Here is a 20132-nt window from a genome sequence, read left to right on the forward strand (position 1 = left end):
GCCCAGCCCAGCCCAGCCGTCATCATTCCATTAAAAAATTACATATCTAGTGATAATTAATTCCCCTTATCAATGTAAGGAATTGTAAGTAATAAGTTGCACTAACTTGGGTAGCGTATCACTTACTGACAATTGTTTGACCGAAGACTTTAAGGCTCTAGCCCAACATGTTTCTTATTCATAAAGAATGTCGCCAATAAACTGCCTATATCATTAATTTAGCCAGAAAATAAAGGGCTTACAGTGGCTTACAAATTGAAAAAATCTATACCGTACAATCACTAAGGATTAAACGGAGGGTAAGACATGAAAGTAAAGCTTATTGCATTAGCTCTATTAACAACGAGTGTATATGCAGATGAAATTGAAGTAGATCTAGAACGTTTGAGTAATGTATCAACGGTACAGGCAATGAATTTGTCTATTGAAAGCGAATTTATTGGTTATGAATTAGACGAGGGTAAATACCGTTACGCAAGAGATGTTGAATTAGACGGTCTAGATTGGGCTTTTTGGTACGGTGATAAACAGTCGGTTAGTAAGCCAAGTACTTATATGATCAGTGATGCGGTTGAGGTAGGTGAAATAAAAACAGTCGTATCGGATAGCTCTAAAAATGCTACTTCGAACCGATACTTTTGGCAAGGAGGCGGATCGGAAGATTACCTGAATCAACTATCTTACGCAGGGCTAATACAGAGGAATGGCGGTTTTTCATTTCAAGTTCAGCCTGAATTTAACGGGAAATACTCACTTGAGCTTTACACACACAATTGGCTTTCTTCTGCTGATGTTACAGCTTGTGTAGCAAATGAATGTATCACTATTCAAAATGATATTTCATTTCATATGACCAGTATTAAAAACACCATTATTTTTGAAATTAAGAACCCCGATGAAGTGGTGGATATCACATTTAAAAGACATTATAGACAGTTTGATTTTGAAACCTCGCAGGGTTATCACGGCTTAGAAGCAATCCAACTAAAAGAGGTTCAGTAATATGAGAACAGTTATTCTTGCATCCGCTATTCTGACCGCTTTTTCTGCTCATGCTGGTTTAGGTAAAATGGACCGTTCTGTCAGCCAACATAAAGCATTTGCGCTGCAGAAGCAGTTTGATTTTGCATGTCACATGAACGCAGGTTCAGCTACTTTGATAGACCCTTACTGGGTTATTACCGCGAACCATGTGTCTGGGGCTAAAAGTGAAGGCTACGAAAATGCTGTGACTTGTTTTTCTTACGAGAAAGATGAAGAAGGTAAGTATAAAGTTGTTCATACATCACGCGCTACTACCGATCCGAAAGGGGAGTGGGGTGAGTATGAATTTACGGATGGATTTTATGATTTCGCACTTGTCCGTCTAGATACACCAATTACCGGTATTAAGCCCGCTAAGCTGCCTGAAAAAGGGATGTTTGATCACTCAGAAGTCTATGAAGTAAATAGTGTTGGTTTTGGTAATTATAATGGACGTAATGGTGGTCAAAAATTTGTTAAGTACAACGATACTGATAAAAAATGGCTAGCGGAGTACAAATATGATCCAGTGATTTTGCCTCAAAGTGATTTGCAATGGTTGATTATCCATGGTGATTCAGGTTCAGGTATCACCATTGAGCGAGAAGGTGAGTTCTATATCATCGGTGAAATTGGCTTACAATATTATGGTGAGCTTGGCTGGCAAGATACATTTGATGATGTAATTGGTCGGTTAGATTCACTGAACCATGATATGAAAAAACATGGTTTCAGCTACTCTGAATCGGTTGAACTACAGAAAGTGAAATGGACATCTACCACACAGAATGATGTTGAAAATCTTCATGCTTTCTATAGTTATTGGAAAGCGAAAAATATGGATTTCAATAATACATATTGGACGGAAGATGGAGGTATTTACAATACCGCTTACGCAACGTCAGGGGCGAAATACACTTTTGAAACTGTGATTCCTGCAAATCCGAAAGCACCTGCGTTTGATGTGTTTGTAAATGGACGACAAGTCGCTCATAACATTAAAGCAGATAAGGAAAGTTTATTCCTTAAAGTGAATGCTTTTGAGCAAAAGGGTGATCAAATGGTGATTGAGTTTAAACCGTTAGAAAAGACGAATGAGAAGATCTTGCTGGATCACTTCTTGATCCGTACTGCTGAGTAGACGTAGATTAAACCTCATTTTTAAGCTTGTATCATAGGCTTTTATTAAATAAGACGTATAAAAAACCTCCGTATAAACGGAGGTTTTTATTTATCTGTTACTGCCTTCTTTAGGTAAGAATCAGCCGATATTAGAAGTTCGCAGAGCGTGGTGTACGTGGGAACGGGATAACGTCACGAACGTTACCCATGCCAGTTACGTAAGACACTAGACGCTCAAAACCAAGACCGAAGCCTGCGTGAGGCACTGTGCCGTATTTACGTAGGTCGCGGTACCAGCTCATGTGCTCAGGGTCGATACCCATACCAATCATGCGCTCGTCTAGAATGTCTAGACGCTCTTCACGTTGTGCACCACCGATGATTTCACCGATACCTGGTGCAAGTACGTCCATAGCTGCAACTGTTTTGCCGTCATCGTTTAAGCGCATGTAGAAAGCTTTGATGTCTTTCGGGTAGTTCTTAACGATAACAGGAGCTTTAAAGTGCTCTTCAGCTAGGTAACGCTCATGCTCAGAAGACATGTCGATGCCCCACTCAACGTCAAATTCAAACTTCTTACCAGAGTCTAGTAGAATTTGGATTGCGTCAGTGTAGTCAACTTGTGCGAAATCAGCGTCTACGAATTGCTCTAGACGAGTAATTGCTTCTTTGTCGATGCGAGAAGCGAAGAACTCAAGGTCATCACGGCGCTCTTCAAGAACAGCGGCGAAAACGTACTTAAGCATGTCTTCAGCCAGCTTCGCTACATCGTCAAGGTCTGCAAACGCAACTTCAGGCTCAACCATCCAGAACTCAGCTAGGTGGCGGCTTGTGTTTGAGTTTTCAGCACGGAACGTAGGGCCGAACGTGTAAACCTTGCTTAGTGCACAAGCGTAAGCTTCAGCATTAAGTTGGCCAGATACTGTTAGGAAAGTTTCTTTACCGAAGAAATCTTCGTTGAAGTCCACTTTGCCTTCGTCAGTGCGAGGTAGGTTTTCCATGTCTAGCGTAGATACGCGGAACATTTCACCAGCGCCTTCTGCATCAGATGCAGTGATAAGCGGTGCTGAAGTCCAGAAGAAGCCTTGCTCGTGGTAGAAACGGTGAATCGCTTGAGATAAGCAGTTACGTACACGTGCTACTGCGCCGATCACGTTTGTACGTGGGCGTAGGTGAGCAACTTCACGAAGGTATTCGATAGAGTGACGTGTCTTAGCCATTGGGTAAGTGTCAGCGTCTTCAACCCAGCCAACAACTTTAACGTCAGTTGCTGCTAGTTCGAAGTCTTGACCTTTCGCAGGAGACTCAACAATCTTACCAGTTACTTCAACAGAGCAGCCAGTTGTTAGCTTTAATACTTCGTCTTCGTAATTATTAAGATTATTAGGAACCACGGCCTGAATCGGGTCGAAACAAGAGCCGTCATAAATGGCAAGGAAAGAGATTCCAGCTTTGGAATCACGACGTGAACGGATCCAGCCGCGAACAGTTACTTCACTGTCTACCGCTAGCTTGCCGCCAAGTACGTCTGTTACAGGCGCGTAAGTCATGTTGATTTCATTCTCCATTGAGGGACAAATTCAACCCAAAGTTTACAGCTCATCAGTAAATGCGATCACATTTGACCAAAAAAAAGCCGAAACATAGAGTTGTGTAAATATTTAAATCGATAGAACATATTACCTGTCATAACGATAGCTTCAACCTTTATTCTTGCTTGTCGAAAGAAATATTGTCTCTACAGGCGATAATAACCTTTAAGGGTTTGTTTTTTGTTCGATTTGGTTGTGGTATTGACGCTCGAACGGCTTGCAAAGAGCGCTAGCAAGATGAGCCGAGGACTAACTGGGTAAAATTCTCACAATGAGTTGTATCTTAAAGACTTAACCATTACACGCGTCAACGATATCTGAAACCTTTGTTTGCAACTTTGGATGTGTGATTAAACTAGGAGTCCCTCTATATTGTCCGCCATTCAAATGGTGTGATGAAATTATCCATAATTTCACACGAAAATTGGAAACTAAATAACAGAGGAGTTTAATATAAACGTGTTAATTACGCCGCCTTAACCCAAGCATTCTCTATATCTCCCGCATTTTTCGAGCACTCGCTCATCTATAAAAGCAGTTACCTAAATTATGTCTGAATAAGGCAGGGGCTACTGTACAAGTAAAAGAGAAATACATGCTTAAATATTTAAAAAATCACTGGTTATCAAATGTAAAAGGAGACGCTTTGTCTGGGGTTGTAGTCGCACTTGCACTTATCCCTGAGGCTATCGCATTTTCAATTATTGCAGGTGTTGACCCTAAAGTTGGTTTATACGCTTCCTTTTGTATCTGTGTTGTAACCGCGTTCGTTGGCAGCCGACCAGGAATGATCTCTGGAGCTACGGGCGCAATGGCGCTGTTGATGGTCACGCTAGTAAAAGATCACGGTTTAGAGTTTTTGCTTGCCGCATCATTCCTTGCTGGGGTTATTCAAATTGTGGCTGGATACCTTAAGCTCGGCAATCTCATGAACTTCGTTTCAAAATCAGTTATTACTGGTTTTGTTAACGCGTTAGCTATTCTCATATTTATGGCTCAGCTCCCCGAATTAATCAATGTATCCTCAAGCGTTTATCTTTTAGTTGCTCTAGGGTTAACCATTATTTATTTACTGCCGTATTTCCCCAAGCTTGGCAACTCAATACCTTCACCTTTGGTGGCAATTGTGGTGCTCACAATAATTAGCTTACTGTTTGATTTAGATGTTAGAACCATTGGTGACATGGGCAGCCTCCCTGACTCACTTCCCGTTTTCTTGATACCCAATATCCCTTTTAATTTGGAGACGCTAGCAATAATACTGCCTTATTCTATCGCTTTATCTGTAGTCGGTATTTTAGAATCGTTGATGACGGCCACTATAGTTGATGACATTACGGATACTGAAAGTAACAAGAACAATGAATGCAAAGGACAGGGCATAGCGAATATTGTGTCTTCATTATTCGGTGGGATGGCTGGTTGTGCGATGATCGGTCAATCGATTATTAATATTAAATCTGGAGGGTTAACGCGTCTTTCTAGCTTGATTGCGGGTGTTCTTTTGCTATTTATGGTGGTATTTGTCTCGGACTGGTTGCAATTGATACCGATGGCAGCCTTGGTATCTGTGATGATTATGGTTTCAATTGGCACGTTTTCATGGCGATCGATTGTTGAGCTTAAGGACCATACTCTTCCAACTAATATAACGATGATTTCGACGGTCGCTGTTGTGGTCTTTACACACAATTTAGCGATTGGTGTCGCAGTTGGAGTCGTGCTGTCGGCGTTGTTTTATGCACACACCAGTAAATCTATGGTCTTTATATCTGATGAAGTGGCAGGTAATGATTTACATACGATTCACCGAGTGAAAGGTCATGTTTTTTTCGCTTCTTCTGATGCTTTTGTAGAACTGTTTGAGTATGACAAAACGACCTCTTTAGTGACGATTGATATCACTGACGCATTCTTTCTTGATAACACTTCAGTTGAAGCGCTTGATAAAGTGGTCTTTAAGTTCCGGAAAAAAGGGGCTTATGTAGAAGTGGTTGGAATGAATACTGTCAGTGAAAATCTAATTTTTAAGCACGCTATGTACTATAAGCATAAAGACTTAACTGCGGTTTCGATCACCCATTAGGTTATTCTTTGATTAAAGATTAAAGATTAAAGATTAAAGATTAAAGATTAAAGATTAAAGCATAGGCTTGTTCTGAAAAAGCGCTCCGAGGAGCGCTTTGTTATGAGCTAGACATTTATTGCGTTGTCCATAACACGCTTATAAACCTAGTGTAAGCGTGTCGCTTCACTTATGATTTTTTCTGAATGTTCGAGAGCGTGAACTGGTTAATCAGTGATTCTAAGTGAACCGATAAATCTTCTAAGCTATGGCTGATGTCTCTTGTTTGGCTTGCCGACTGTGACGTGTTATCGGCATGGGAAGAAATCATCTTCACCTTATCTTGCACTTCCTTAGTAGCGTGAGTGGTTGACTGGGTTTGCGTTTGTATATTCTGCGCATGTTGAAGAACTTGCTGCATTTCATCGACCACATTGCTCATCTCTTGTGATAAAGCATCAATATCTGCCGAATTTGAATGAGCTTTAGCACATACATTGTCAGCTGAAACAAGTGATTCTTCACTTCCCTTTTGGAATTGCCCGATGATGGATTCAATACTTCCTGTCGCTTCTGCAGTGCGAGAAGCTAACTGTCGAACTTCATCTGCAACTACCGCAAACCCTCTGCCTTGTTCGCCTGCTCGAGCGGCTTCAATTGCAGCGTTCAATGCTAACAAATTTGTCTGTTCAGCAATGCCTCGAATGACGCTCAATATAGAAGATACTTCACTTGTTTGTTGATTGAGCGAAGTGATTTTATCTTTTACTTCCTCGATGTTACCTACTAAATCTTTAATATCTTTACTGGCATGCTGTGCTTGGCTGGAACTTTTTAATGCAACATCTGCTGTATGAGATATCAATTCAGAAGCGGTTACTGTTGCTTCTTCAACGTTAACCTGTTGAGCTTGAATACCTCCCATATTGCCTTGCACTTCACTGGTTTCTTCTTGTTGGTTGCTAGCTGCATTTTCTGTAATTTGAGCTACGCCAGTCAATTGATGAGCAGAAACATTGAGTTTGTGAGATGTATTTTGTACTTGTTTAAGGCTATCAGATACGGTTCCCATGAATGAATTAATCGAATTTGCTAGAGTGCCAAGTTCATCTTGTTGGGTCGCTTCTAAGCGCTGTGAGATATCTTTATCAACACTTACTTGGGTCATAAAGCGTGACGTTTTCTGAATAGGGCGGACAATTATTTTTCTAATTAAAGTCATCGTCAGAATAAACCCGACAAGAGAAATACCCGCCATGATGCCAATCGCAGTGACTGTTTGGGTATTGATCATTGAATTGACGTGGCTAAGGTTATATTCCAAGCGGATTGCGCCTAACACTTCACCTTCAGGTGCCATGTGGCAGGCCACACAGTTGGTACCCCGATAATTCTCACTCGACTTCATCGGCAAGGCGACAACAATTCCTTTACCCCATTCACCATTAAAAGGTTCAATGACCGTTTCGCCTGCTAGGGCTCGTCTGTCTATGTCATCTTGTGGTTGCTGGTTTGTGTTACCGGCTCCATAAAGCTTACTGACCGTGTCTGAACGTAGGACTCGAACTTGTTCAATACCATCTTGAACTAAGGCTTTTTGACGTAATGTTTCTTTTTGAGCCATAGTTCCGGTCAGCATCATCATATTGAGGCTGTCGAAATAATTACTGGCTTTGTCGTGCAATTGTTCACTTAGAACGGAGTTAACCAGCTCTTTTTGTTGGGTATATTGAAAATAAGTAGATATAACTAATAGAAGACTGAAAACGATGACGAGAGCCACCAAAATTTTTGACGTTATAGTTGAGCGCATAATAAGTTTTTATAAATGATATTTGACAAGCGATACTGTAGCCCTAAAAACACGTACTACCTAAGTACTAGTTTCATTACTGTGACCACACTCCCGTTGTGGTTATGTATATGTGATGTAGCAGTTATGTGATAATTATTTGACGATAATAGTGTCAAATAATTATGCCTAAATCGGAATGAATATCTCAGCTATCGTCAGTCTTGATATTTATAGATCTTGTAGTCATGACGGCTTTTACGTAAGATTGCGTGTCATTTTTTTAGCCTGAGAAACACAATGAGAACAGAGTTATATAAAGAGTTTATGTTTGAAGCTGCACACCATTTACCACATGTGCCAGAAGGGCATAAATGTGGTCGTTTGCATGGTCACTCTTTTCTTGTTCGTTTATATGTTGAAGGTGAAGTTGATCCGCATACAGGCTGGGTGATTGATTTTTCAGAAATTAAAGCGGTATTTAAACCTATTTACGATCGTTTAGACCATTACTACTTGAACGATATTGAAGGTTTAGAAAACCCAACAAGTGAAGTATTAGCGAAATGGATTTGGAACGAGCTAAAACCTTCTCTTCCTCTGCTTAGTAAAGTAGAGATTAAAGAAACATGTACTGCTGGTTGCATTTACCGCGGTGAGTAAAGTTTAAGGCTAGCCCTTATTTTTACATCAAATCTATAGTTCTTCTTATAGTCTGATAATAAAGCGCCAATTATTGGCGTTTTTTGTATCTAAATTAACCTGATTACTTATTAATAATTGTTAGCCTTTACCTTGAATGGGTTTTTATTCTGAATTGGCATGTTGAATAGTATTTAACAAAGTAGAAACCTGAGATGTTAACAAGAAAGTGAGAACTCAGGTGTTATACACTTTTTATTGTTTTGGCATTGTATTTCGGTGTTCCTTGTATAAGATAAAACGTCTTCCATAAGGGAGAGATGTGGCAATGGATTTGTCACCTGTAATAAAATGGAATGTGACAACTGGACACATACATGAAATTCAAGATAACGTCTCCAATTATTGAGCCTACAGAAGGTTCACCCCATCGACTAAGTCTAACCTCATTCGATACTCTACAACCTCGCTTCTCCCCTCTGCTTCATGCTTTATTTGCACGCTTTCTGCCTGCACACCATTCTTATTATCGGTCTTATTAACTTTATTACACTCTGAGTTTTCGGTATCTGCACGATAGCGATGCTGACGCACATTTAAAAATCAAATAAATAAGTTAAAGACTATGAATATTAAAATGATAGGGAGCTCCCTAATTATCGCTGGTACTGCTTTAGGTGCCGGTATGCTTGCCATTCCAATGGTTCTTGCTCAGTTTGGGCTAGTTTACGGAACCTCACTGATGGTTCTTATCTGTTTTGGAACAACTTATGCGGCGTTGCTTTTATTGGAAGCGACGCTGAAATCTGGTGGCGGTCTGGGTTTAAATTCTGTAGCAAGAGAGACGCTCGGAAAGAAAGGTCAATTCATCACTAACGGGTTACTGTACGCGTTACTTATCTGCTTATTAATGGCTTATATCTTAGGCGCCGGAGATTTGATCAGTAAGCTGGCAGCAAGTTTAGGTCTAACTCTTACGGCTGTTCAAAGCCAAGTGTTATTTACGGTATTAGCCGGCGCGATTGTCGCTTGTGGAACGGGAGCGGTAGACAAGCTCAATCGGCTGCTATTTTTAGTTATGCTATGTAGCTTAGTTTTGACATTGGTATTTCTTATGCCAGGTGTGTCTACCTATAACATGCAACAAGTAACGAATAATGACCACGTTGAATTAATCAAAACCAGTGCCATTCTATTTACCAGTTTTGGGTTTATGGTGGTTATCCCAACATTAGTTTCTTATAACCATGAAGCGACAGACAAGCAACTGCGCAATATGGTCATTATTGGATCTTTAATTCCTTTAGTCTGTTATTTATTCTGGCTATTTGCTGTTGTGGGTAATTTAAGCCCTGAACAGTTCAGAAGCTTTCACAATGTATCCGACTTAATGGCTGCGTTTGAAGCTCGTTCTCCTTGGGTTGGCAGTATATTAACTACGTTCACAGGTTTAGCGTTATTGACGTCATTTTTTGGTGTTGCGATGGCACTATTCAACCAAAACAAAGACATGTTTAACCAGAATACCGCTGTGACTTACGGTATTAGTTTTATATTGCCTTTGGCGGGGTCATTGCTGGCGGCGGATAAGTTTTTAGCAGTATTGAACTACGCAGGGATCATTTTAGTTTTCTTAGCGGTTTTTGTGCCGTTGGCTATGGTCCATAAGCAACGATTCATGAAAATAGCTGAAGACAAATACCGAGCAGAAGGGGGCAATGTAATGTTGATGTTCTCGTTGGCTTTTGGTTGTTTCCTGCTTATTTCGCAAGTGATTTAGCTAGCTACGGCAGTAAGCGTCTAAGAAAAAGTCATCTGTGATATTTAGACGCAAAACTATGCTATTTAGACACAAAAAGTTAGATACAAAAAAGGAACGCATCGGCGTTCCTTTTTATTATCTGCTCGTTATCAAGCAGACTGAGTTAAGTTTTGGCTTGTTAACTGATACTGGCCAATAAATTAATGCTGACTAGCAAACTAATGTTAACTAACAAACTAATGTTAACTAACAAACGAATGTTAATTAACAAACAACCTTAACAGCCAAGCCACCTTGAGAAGTCTCACGGTATTTAGCGTTCATGTCTTTACCTGTTTCTAGCATTGTTTCGATAACTTTATCTAGAGAAACAGTAGGAGCAGAAGAGCGACGAAGTGCCATACGAGTTGAGTTGATTGCTTTAACTGCAGCAATACCGTTACGCTCGATACATGGTACTTGTACTTGGCCAGCAACCGGGTCACACGTTAGACCTAGGTTGTGCTCCATGCCGATTTCTGCAGCCATACATACTTGTTCAGGGCTACCACCCATAAGCTCAGCAAGACCAGCAGCAGCCATAGAACATGCCACACCAACTTCACCCTGACAGCCAACTTCAGCGCCAGAGATAGAAGCGTTACGCTTGTAAAGACCACCGATCGCGCCAGAAGCTGCGAAGTAACGGATGTAGTCTTTCTCTGTAACCGTTTGGATGAACTTATCGTAGTAAGCCAATACCGCAGGGATGATGCCACATGCGCCGTTTGTTGGTGCCGTTACTACACGACCGCCAGCTGCGTTTTCTTCGTTTACTGCGAACGCAAACATGTTCACCCAGTCAACAACCGTCATTGGATCGTTGGTTGTTTTTTCTGAAGTGATCAGTTGTTGGCGAAGTGCTGCTGCACGACGAGGTACACGCAGTGGACCAGGCAGGATACCTTCAGTATTCATACCGCGATCCATACACTCACGCATCGTTTTCCAGATGTTAGCGAAGTAAGTGCGAGACTCTTCGTCTGAGTGGAAAGCCGCTTGGTTTTTCATAACCAATGTACTGATAGAAAGACCGCTTTCTTTACACTGATTAACCAGCTCTTCAGCTGTTGTGAATTCGTAAGGTGCTTTGATTGGGTTTTCTTCTTCTTTTCCGAAGTTTTCTTCGTCAACGATGAAACCGCCACCAATTGAGTAGTACGTTTTTGAGTAAGCTACTTCGTCGTCAACCCAAGCATGAATGCTCATGCCATTTTCATGCAATGAAAGGTTCGAAGTATGGAAATTCATTCCGCCATCTTTAGGGAACGAAACAGTATGACAGTGCATACCAACAGGTAGACGTTCAGTTTCTTCTACTCGAGCAATAAAGCCCGCAATAGAGTCGATATCTACTTTCTCAGGAGTATTGCCAGCAAGACCCATGATGATAGCGATATCTGTGTGGTGACCTTTCCCTGTCAGTGATAGTGATCCATATACGTCCACGGTGATTTTAGTGATGTCGCGCAATTTTCCCATTGAACGTAGGTCATCAATAAATTCTTTACCCGCTTTCATTGGTCCAACTGTATGTGAGCTCGATGGACCAACACCGATTTTATAGATATCAAATACACTAATCATAGCGATTACCTCAAAAAGAGAGCCTCCCAAGGGGAGTAGGGAGGCTCATTTATTATCATTATATTTTGTGTTTAATCTCGCGATATAAGATGAAGCTCATCTTATAAAAAGTGCTTTAGATTAAAGAGCGCCGTAGATTACAGAACTAATAGCCGCTAGACCACATAAAGCTGTAAAGATTTGCACAGGTGCTGATGTTTTGTACTTAGCCATTGCTGGTACTTTTTGCATCGCGAATACAGGCATTAGGAACAGGATAGCTGCAATCATTGGAGCACCCATTGTTTCAATCATACCTAGGATGCTTGGGTTAACTACCGCAACAATCCAAGTTGTAACAACGATGAACCCTAGAGAAGCTTTTTCAATCGTGCTGATTGAAGAACCAGAGCGAGACTTGATTAGACCAACAAGACCTTCATGAGCACCTAGGAAGTGACCGAAGTAGCTAGAAGTAATCGCTGCGAACGCTACAAGAGGACCCATGTAAGAGATAAGTGGAGACTCGTGAACGTTAGCTAGGTAAGAAAGTACAGAGATGTTTTGTGCTTGCGCTGTTGCTAGTTGCTCTGGAGATAGAGAAAGTACTACAGAGAAAACGAAGAACATTACAAAACCCATTAGCATCATTGCTGCGCCGCCAGTGATCGCGTCAGTTTTCTTAACTGCGTCTTCACCGTATACACGACGTTGCTCTTTAGAGAATTGTGAAATGATTGGGCTGTGGTTGAAAGAGAACACGATGATTGGAATCGCAAGCCAGATAATAGAAGGCATTGCTGACCATTCTGGGCTTGTTTCCATCATTGAAGTGTTCCAATCAGGAACTAGGTAGAAAGATAATGCTAGTAGGATGAATACTAGTGGGTAAACCATCGCTGAAGTTGCTTTAAGCATCAGCTCTTTACCGAATACAACACCAGCTGTCATAGCAAGGATTAGTGCACCAGAAAGAAGAGGACGTGGAATAGATTCCATACCCATTTGGTTTACAAGGAAAGAGTCAACTGTGTTGGTGATACCAACGCCGTAGATAAGAACGATTGGGTAGATAGCGAAGAAGTAAGCAAAAGTAATGATGTTTGCGCCAGTCTTACCGAAATGTTCTTCAACAGTATCTGTGATATCTGCTTCAGGGTTTTTAGCTGATAGTACAAAACGAGCTAAAGATTTATGTGCGAACCAAGTCATTGGTGCCGCAATAAGGGCTAGGATAACTAATGGCCAAAAACCACCTGCACCAGCTTTAATAGGAAGAAAAAGTACACCCGCACCTACGGCAGTACCGAAAAGTGAAAGACACCATGTAAAATCTTTATAATTAAACTTACTAGAAGTTTTAACGGCATTTGCCGAAGAAGTTGTTGTGTTCATGTTAAATTACTCATTTTTTGGGAACAGGAAATAAGTCAGGAGTGATTTTGCAGAATTTTCTTCGGCAAAAAATAGATCTAAATCATGTAATGGAACGGCTTGATACATGATATTGCAAAAACGGATTTTTGATCACGAAAATAGCGTGCTACAGGTGATTTCTATTTATGCTTACTATTAGTTTTATTAATGCGAGAGGTGATATTTTATATAATCATCACAAGAAAACGATTGCGCAAATTTGCATTAATAATTCTGTCCGATAAGAAAAGGCTAATTTGTTAACAGGGCATCAACAAGGTGTAGTTGCTGTGTGATTTGTTGCTTATTTATGCGGTGTGTTTTTTCATTTGCTGCTGCAAAGACTGAATGATTTGAGCTGTCATCCCCCAAATTAAATGCTGCTGGAAAGGCATAGCGAAAACTCGGTGCTTGTATTGGTTGAAATTAACGGTGTGGCTATAGAGGTGATCAGAGTTGAGCAAATGGCTAGCTGGTACTTCAAAAAGTGACTCGACTTCATTTTTATCGATAATAGCTTCATAGCCCGGGTCGATCATCGCAATAATCGGCGTGACTGAAAAAAGACTAATAGTTGGAAGTTCTGGCAGTTCACCAATAATTTTCACCTGAGATGAAAGAATACCGACCTCTTCTTCTAATTCCCGCAGTGCCGTGAAATGCAACGAAGGATCGGAGGGTTCAAATTTTCCGCCAGGGAAACTGATTTGACCGGGGTGATGCTTTAAATGTTTTGCCCGCTTAGTGAAAATAACATGCAGCCCTTCTTTTCGATCGACTAAACCCACTACAACGGCGGCTTTACGCAACTTACTATCATTCAGATGAGAAAGGCGTTTAATGGACTCTGGATGGTAGCCAACGGTCGTCTTTAACTGGAATTGCTGTAAAAAGTGCTGTCTATTCATATAGCCCCAGAACATTGATTAATATAATCATAAGTATAGCGGACTCTCACAATTAATTGTCTAAAGCCTTTTTCATATTATTGACTAAAATGTAATTAGCTAATTGACTAATGATTAAACAATCATGCTCTTTGAAGCCAATTCTTTACTTAAATGGATAGAAGAAAGTGATACATGAAGAGTTTTTAAAGACAACAATTTGATAAGTATGAAGATGTGGATCATTCTTATCTTAAAGTCATACAAAGTAAGGGATGGAATGAAAGGAATCATATTCACCGAATTTTTAGAGCTTGTAGAAGATAAGTTTGGACTTGAGTTATTAGATGAAGTTCTTGAAATGTCAGACGATGAGGGGGTTTATACTTCTGTCGGGAGTTATGATCATCACGATCTTGTTAAGCTGATTATTAACCTGAGTAAAAAAACTAAGGTTGACCCGGAAGCCCTACAACGAGTTTTTGGACAATCTGTGTTTAAAAACTTACTAGCTTCTGTTCCAAATAAAGCCAGTCTGAACCATTCATACAATACATTTCAATTTATTCAGCATGTAGAGCGTTACATTCATGTTGAAGTTAAAAAACTTTACCCAGATGCTCAACCTCCCGAATTCGATTTTATTACACAAAATGAAGCTAATTTAGTGTTTGATTATAAGAGTGCACGGTGCATGTCCCATGTTTGCCTTGGTTTAATTGAAGGTTGTGCGGAATATCATAATGAAACTATTTCAGTAGAAATGGCACCACAAACCGCAGATGGAAGTGTCGTTCGTTTTAATTTGAAAATAGAGCAACAGTAGTATGAGTTTAGTATCGGCTTTAGAGCATAAACTGAAGCGGCAAATTGCGGCGAGAAAGGAAGCTGAAAGACTACTGGAAGAGAAAAGCTTAGTTCTTTTTGAAACTAATCAGCACCTAGAACTCGCACTTAGACAGTTAGAGAAGAGCTCTAATGCCAATCTTCGAAAAATTGAGTTCCAAGAACAAATAGACAGTTTATTGATCGATTTTGGACGGGCATTTCTGAGAAAAAACCTCGATGATGTGATGCTGTCAGACTTAGCGCAGAGTGTGACGAATAGTTATCTGATCGAGTCAAGCCGTTTGATACTGCCTCAAAATTTGTTGCCTCAACTCAAAGTAAGCGATTTTGGCGATAAATCAATCCAAGGCAAAGTGGTTGATACCGTCGAAGAGCCTGAATGGGATGGTGAATTATTAACGATGCCGCTTGAAGTTGAGAAAGTCATTGTTGGCGTTCTAATACTTAAAGTTAACCTTCATGGGCAAGATCACGCTCTTATTGAAAGCCAATTATTACTTGTGACTGAGCTAATATGCAGCGCAATCACACATCAGTTAGCCATTAATCGAAATGTTGAATCTCGTAACCGAGCGGAAGAGTCAGAGAGAGCAACACGCGACTTTGTTGCCATGATTAACCATGAACTGAGAACCCCTTTAAACGGTTTATTAGGCAGCGCAGAATTATTAAATGATACGGTATTAACCGATTCTCAAAAAGAGATAGTGAACAACCTCAGCCAGTCGGGTGAGTTTTTAAGGATCATCATTAACGATTTACTGGATTACAGTAAAATTAATGCAGGTATGTTAGAACTTATTCCTAAGAAGTTTTCGCTGGATGAATTAAGGAACACCATCGAGAGTATTTTTGTAAATAGAGCTGCTGAGAAGCAACTGCAGTTTGATGTAACGATTAGCGGTCATGTCCCTCGCTATTTTGTTGGTGACTTAGAAAGAGTGACACAGCTATTTGTGAACTTAATTGGGAATGCGATTAAGTTTACGGAGCACGGTTATGTGAAGGTTGATATCGGCTGGAAACATGGACAGTTTGTTTTTTCGGTTGAAGATACAGGGATCGGTATATCGAAAAGCGCGAAAGAAACCTTATTTGAACCGTTTACTCAAGCTGATAGATCCAGTAGCCGAAACTATGAAGGAACAGGCTTGGGGCTTGCCATTTGCAAAAAACTAGTTGGCGTAATGGATGGTAATATAGAAGCAAAGAGCGAGATTGATAAAGGCACGACCTTTAGAGTCGAGATTCCCCTAGAGCTAGCTGAAGATCCGCAATCTACTAGTCATAGCAAGGAAGAGCTTGCCACTGAAGTGACTTTATCCTCATTGAAAATTTTAGTCGTTGATGACATCAAAATGAATCAAATTATTATTCAACAGATGCTGAAAAAATTTGAAATCATGCCTGAGATTGCGGTAAATGGTGTGGAAGGCTTTCAATACGCTAGCCAAAATTATTATGATGTTGTGTTTATGGATTGCCGGATGCCCATCATGGACGGTTTCGAAGCGACAGAGAAATTAAGGGAAGACGGTTATGATAGGACGATTGTTGCATTAACCGCTGGCACAACACTCGAAGAACGTGAACGATGCATTGAGTGCGGTATGGACGATATATTGAGTAAACCATATACAGCAAAAGATTTAAAAGAAATGCTGATTAAGTGGGGATAATTCTCAGCCAATATCAGTGTATCGTTATGATATAAAAATAGGCATAACACTTTTCAGTGTTGTGCCTATATTTTTCTGTCGTCTGTCGTCTGTCGTCTGTCGTTCAGTTGAAAGTACTTAGCACTCAGACAAAACTGGCAATATTCGGCTTAGCTTATCTAAGGTTTCCTGGTATTCAGAATCACACTCGCTATCCGCTACTACACCGCCACCCGCCCATGCATAGAGGTTGTTATTTTCTGCAACCAGAGTGCGAATAGTAATACTGGTGTCCATGTTTCCATTTCGACTTATATAACCAATACTTCCACAATAAGCAGAACGTCGATGAGGCTCTAGCTCTTCAATAATTTGCATAGCGCGGATTTTAGGTGCACCAGTAATTGAACCTCCAGGGAAACAAGCCCTTAATAAGTCGCTCGCACGATAAGAATCATCTAAATTTGCCCTAATAGTACTGACTAAATGATGCACCGCAGGAAAACTTTCAATATCGAATAACTTAGGGACATGAACAGTGCCTGGCTTAGCAACTCGGCCAATATCATTACGCAGCAGGTCAACGATCATAAGGTTTTCAGCTTGATCTTTCTCTGCAACAGAGAGATCTCTAGCATTCTCTAGATCTTGAGTGGTATCAAGAGATCTTGGTCTTGTACCTTTAATTGGCTTTGTTTCAATTGTATCGCTGTTTAATTTAAGAAAGCGTTCCGGTGAAATGCTCAAAATTGATGAATTAGCCATACGAATAAAGGCTGAAAATGGGGCAGAATTATATTGCTCTAGCGTATTGTACGCTTGCCACTCACTGCCTCTATATGAAGCTTTAAAGCGTTGAGCAAGGTTGATTTGGTAACAATCGCCAGACAATAAGTATTCTTGAACTTGCGCAAACTTATTCCCATAGTCTTCTTGAGACATATTGGAAACCCAAGGGCTGGTAAGTGTAAAATCTTGAAGGTCTTGCTGGTTTGTTGAACTGCCTTCACCTTGAGAAGTTAACCAGTCCCAATGTTTTTGAATGTTTAATCCTACTACACAAGCCGATTGAGTTTGGTGGTCTACGATAATAGCCCATTCATACAAGCCTACAGCCATATCTGGCGTTGCAATATCGTGAGTGGCGATATCAGGTAAGCTCTCTACTCGTCGCCCAAGATCATAACTGAAATACCCTAAGGCACCGCCGACGAATGGTAACTCTGGGAAAGCATCAATATCAGGAAGTAGTTGGCTTTGATAGTCATCTAATAGAGTGAATGGGTCAGCTTCTGAAACTTCAGAGTTTCCATTAACATTTACGGTTGTTTTTTCACCTATTGTTTCGAAAGTGGCGACAGGTTGAGCAACTAAAATGTCGAATCTACTGTCAATATGGCTTTCTGAAGCAGAGCGTAATAGCATTGCCCAAGGAAGGTTTTCAATACGTGAAAACAGTTGTTTAGCAAGGGTTGAATGATATTCAAGCGGCTTAATTTGGATAGAGTGAAATTCGTTGTTATTCATTTGTTTAATTTGTGACAAAGAGTTCGATCACTGCATGGCGTGTTAGAAGAAGCAAGAGTATCATAAATTCAAAATAAAGTGAGTTCTTGATTGAAGCGACAAACGCTAAAGCAATAGAACATGATTTTTATTTGCCTCTATTTATCGCCATTATTCGGTTGATACAACGGAGCAAATATCAAATTATGCAAGCGATTGCTTTTAGCAATAATAAAAGCTCATCAAAGTGGCAAAGTTAAGAACTCATCATGGAACTAGAACAATAAAGAGGCATGCAATGACGGTTATTCGTAAGCAAGATGTGATCAGCAGTGTCGCTGATGCACTTCAATATATTTCTTATTATCATCCTTTAGATTTCGTCCAAGCTCTTGAAAAAGCCTATGAGAAGGAAGAAAGCCAAGCAGCAAAAGATGCAATTGCTCAGATCTTGATTAACTCTCGAATGTCTGCTGAAGGGCATCGTCCAATTTGCCAAGATACGGGTATCGTAACGTGTTTCGTTAATATTGGTATGGAAGTGAAATGGGAAACGGACCAAACGGTTCAAGAAATGGTTGATGAAGGAGTTCGTCAAGCTTACAACAATCCTGATAACCCGCTGCGCGCATCTGTCTTAATGGATCCTGCCGGTAAGCGTATTAATACTAAAGACAACACACCAGCGGTTGTTCACATTAATATGGTTCCTGGTAACAAAGTTGAAATCCAAATCGCAGCGAAAGGCGGCGGTTCTGAAAATAAAACTAAAATGGTTATGCTTAACCCTTCTGATGACATTGCTGAATGGGTAGAGAAGACGCTACCAACTATGGGTGCGGGCTGGTGTCCACCGGGTATGCTAGGCATAGGTATTGGTGGTACGGCTGAGAAAGCTGCGGTACTTGCGAAAGAATCCTTGATGGAACACATTGATATTCAAGAGCTGATTGAAAAAGGCCCTGAAAATGCAGAAGAAGAGCTGCGTTTAGATATCTTCAATCGTGTTAATAAACTTGGGATTGGTGCCCAAGGTCTTGGCGGTCTCACGACTGTTGTTGATGTTAAAATCAAAAGTGCGCCAACCCACGCGGCGTCTAAGCCCGTTTGCTTAATTCCTAACTGTGCGGCGACGCGCCATGTTCACTTCACTCTTGATGGAAGTGGTCCTGCTGAACTTACGCCGCCTAAGCTAGAAGAATGGCCAGATATTACTTGGGAAGCGGGCGCGAATACTCGCCGAGTGAATCTTGATGAAGTTACCAAAGAAGATGTGCAAGAGTGGAAGACAGGTGAAACCGTTTTACTGTCTGGTAAAATCTTAACAGGTCGAGATGCTGCGCATAAGCGAATTCAAGGTATGCTAGAAAGTGGTGAAGGTTTACCTGATGGTGTCGATCTGAAAGGTAAATTCATCTACTACGTAGGTCCTGTTGATGCAGTAGGTGATGAAGCGGTAGGTCCTGCAGGTCCAACGACTTCAACTCGTATGGATAAGTTCACAGATATGATGCTAGAAGAAACAGGCATCATGGGTATGATTGGTAAAGCAGAGCGAGGCCCTGCAACTGTTGAATCTATCAAGCAGCATAAAGCGGTTTACCTAATGGCAGTGGGCGGCGCAGCATACTTGGTTGCTAAAGCAATTAAGAAAGCTCGTGTCGTGGCATTTGAAGACTTAGGTATGGAAGCGATTTACGAATTTGAAGTTGAAGACATGCCAGTGACGGTTGCGGTTGATTCAACTGGTGCAAACGCTCACCAAATCGGTCCTGATACTTGGAAAGTTAAGATTGCGGAAGCGGAAGCCGCGAAGTAAATAATAGAGATAAGGTAAAAAGTGCAGAATTAACTGCACTTTTTTCATTTTATCAATGATATAGTGAAACAAAGACCGTAATACTAATAACACTTAGTATTATGTAGACAGATATAAAAATTAGGAGAGAGGAATGCCTCGTTTTGTTCAAATCCTACAAATTATTTTAGCTGTGGTTGTTGGTGGCTTTGTCGGTTACGACTTGATTTTGCATGGAATCAGTATTTTTGATGAAAAGTACGTAACCATTAGTTTAGCGCTTTTAGCTGTAGTAGAAATTGCTTTGTTTGTTATCTATAAACTGATTGAAGAAGACTAGATAACGAATACTGAATGTTGAATAAATAACTGCGATTGAATACATCCTAAGAAACTAACAGGGGATGAAAGATCC

General features: G+C 40.6%; 15 protein-coding genes. 9 read left to right on the forward strand and 6 right to left on the reverse strand.

Features of this window, described 5'->3' with window-relative positions; genetic code table 11:
* Positions 1–306 precede the first annotated feature (306 nt).
* Positions 307–1002: a hypothetical protein gene (locus tag L4C37_RS11815; RefSeq protein WP_429768688.1), complete on the forward strand. Its 696-nt coding sequence runs from the start codon at positions 307–309 to the stop codon at positions 1000–1002.
* 1 nt (position 1003) lies between these two features.
* On the forward strand, positions 1004–2164 hold the full coding sequence (locus L4C37_RS11820) for a trypsin-like serine peptidase (protein WP_429768689.1): 1161 nt from the start codon (positions 1004–1006) through the stop codon (positions 2162–2164).
* Between the two features lie 130 nt (positions 2165–2294).
* On the opposite strand, the gene asnS is transcribed toward L4C37_RS11820, so the two are convergent.
* The gene (asnS, locus tag L4C37_RS11825) at positions 2295–3695 is read right to left on the reverse strand and encodes an asparagine--tRNA ligase (RefSeq protein WP_004734710.1); all 1401 of its coding nucleotides are present in this window, start codon (positions 3693–3695) and stop codon (positions 2295–2297) included.
* 637 nt (positions 3696–4332) lie between these two features.
* Here asnS and L4C37_RS11830 point away from each other — a divergent pair.
* Positions 4333–5823, forward strand: coding sequence for a SulP family inorganic anion transporter (locus L4C37_RS11830; protein WP_273294575.1), 1491 nt, complete (start codon positions 4333–4335; stop codon positions 5821–5823).
* A 169-nt stretch (positions 5824–5992) separates the two neighbouring features.
* Here L4C37_RS11830 and L4C37_RS11835 read toward each other — a convergent pair whose 3' ends face one another.
* A complete protein-coding gene (locus tag L4C37_RS11835) occupies positions 5993–7615 on the reverse strand; it encodes a methyl-accepting chemotaxis protein (protein WP_429768690.1) in 1623 nt (540 codons plus the stop codon).
* 279 nt (positions 7616–7894) lie between these two features.
* On the opposite strand from L4C37_RS11835, the gene queD reads away from it, so the two are divergent.
* Both queD and L4C37_RS11845 read left to right on the forward strand, forming a co-directional pair.
* Complete coding sequence (queD, locus tag L4C37_RS11840) at positions 7895–8257, forward strand: 6-carboxytetrahydropterin synthase QueD (RefSeq protein WP_009847038.1); 363 nt, start codon at positions 7895–7897, stop codon at positions 8255–8257.
* Positions 8258–8861: 604 nt separating this feature from the next.
* Complete coding sequence (locus L4C37_RS11845; protein ID WP_273294566.1) at positions 8862–10016, forward strand: amino acid permease; 1155 nt, start codon at positions 8862–8864, stop codon at positions 10014–10016.
* Positions 10017–10262: 246 nt separating this feature from the next.
* On the opposite strand, the gene L4C37_RS11850 is transcribed toward L4C37_RS11845, so the two are convergent.
* The 3 genes from L4C37_RS11850 to L4C37_RS11860 form a co-directional block, all read right to left on the reverse strand.
* Positions 10263–11624, reverse strand: a complete 1362-nt coding sequence (locus tag L4C37_RS11850) for an L-serine ammonia-lyase (RefSeq protein WP_137372611.1) — start codon at positions 11622–11624, stop codon at positions 10263–10265.
* Between the two features lie 120 nt (positions 11625–11744).
* Positions 11745–12998 carry an aromatic amino acid transport family protein gene (locus tag L4C37_RS11855; RefSeq protein ID WP_137372612.1) on the reverse strand — a complete coding sequence of 418 codons (1254 nt, stop codon included), beginning with the start codon at positions 12996–12998 and terminating at the stop codon, positions 11745–11747.
* A 329-nt stretch (positions 12999–13327) separates the two neighbouring features.
* Positions 13328–13927 (reverse strand): CoA pyrophosphatase, encoded by a 600-nt coding sequence (locus L4C37_RS11860; RefSeq protein ID WP_137372613.1) that lies wholly within the window; start codon positions 13925–13927, stop codon positions 13328–13330.
* Between the two features lie 259 nt (positions 13928–14186).
* On the opposite strand from L4C37_RS11860, the gene L4C37_RS11865 reads away from it, so the two are divergent.
* Both L4C37_RS11865 and L4C37_RS11870 read left to right on the forward strand, forming a co-directional pair.
* Positions 14187–14732, forward strand: a complete 546-nt coding sequence (locus L4C37_RS11865) for a heme NO-binding domain-containing protein (RefSeq protein ID WP_137372614.1) — start codon at positions 14187–14189, stop codon at positions 14730–14732.
* A 1-nt stretch (position 14733) separates the two neighbouring features.
* Positions 14734–16434 (forward strand): ATP-binding protein, encoded by a 1701-nt coding sequence (locus L4C37_RS11870; RefSeq protein WP_429768691.1) that lies wholly within the window; start codon positions 14734–14736, stop codon positions 16432–16434.
* A 117-nt stretch (positions 16435–16551) separates the two neighbouring features.
* On the opposite strand, the gene pabB is transcribed toward L4C37_RS11870, so the two are convergent.
* Complete coding sequence (gene pabB / locus L4C37_RS11875; RefSeq protein ID WP_429768692.1) at positions 16552–17940, reverse strand: aminodeoxychorismate synthase component I; 1389 nt, start codon at positions 17938–17940, stop codon at positions 16552–16554.
* A 277-nt stretch (positions 17941–18217) separates the two neighbouring features.
* Here pabB and L4C37_RS11880 point away from each other — a divergent pair, with 277 nt between their 5' ends.
* Both L4C37_RS11880 and L4C37_RS11885 read left to right on the forward strand, forming a co-directional pair.
* Positions 18218–19738 carry a fumarate hydratase gene (locus L4C37_RS11880; RefSeq protein ID WP_137372617.1) on the forward strand — a complete coding sequence of 507 codons (1521 nt, stop codon included), beginning with the start codon at positions 18218–18220 and terminating at the stop codon, positions 19736–19738.
* A gap of 133 nt (positions 19739–19871) precedes the next feature.
* Positions 19872–20057, forward strand: coding sequence for a hypothetical protein (locus L4C37_RS11885; protein WP_137372618.1), 186 nt, complete (start codon positions 19872–19874; stop codon positions 20055–20057).
* Positions 20058–20132 lie beyond the last annotated feature (75 nt).

Origin of the sequence: Vibrio kagoshimensis (genome assembly GCF_050337535.1) — a bacterium.
Taxonomy (GTDB): domain Bacteria; phylum Pseudomonadota; class Gammaproteobacteria; order Enterobacterales; family Vibrionaceae; genus Vibrio; species Vibrio gallaecicus.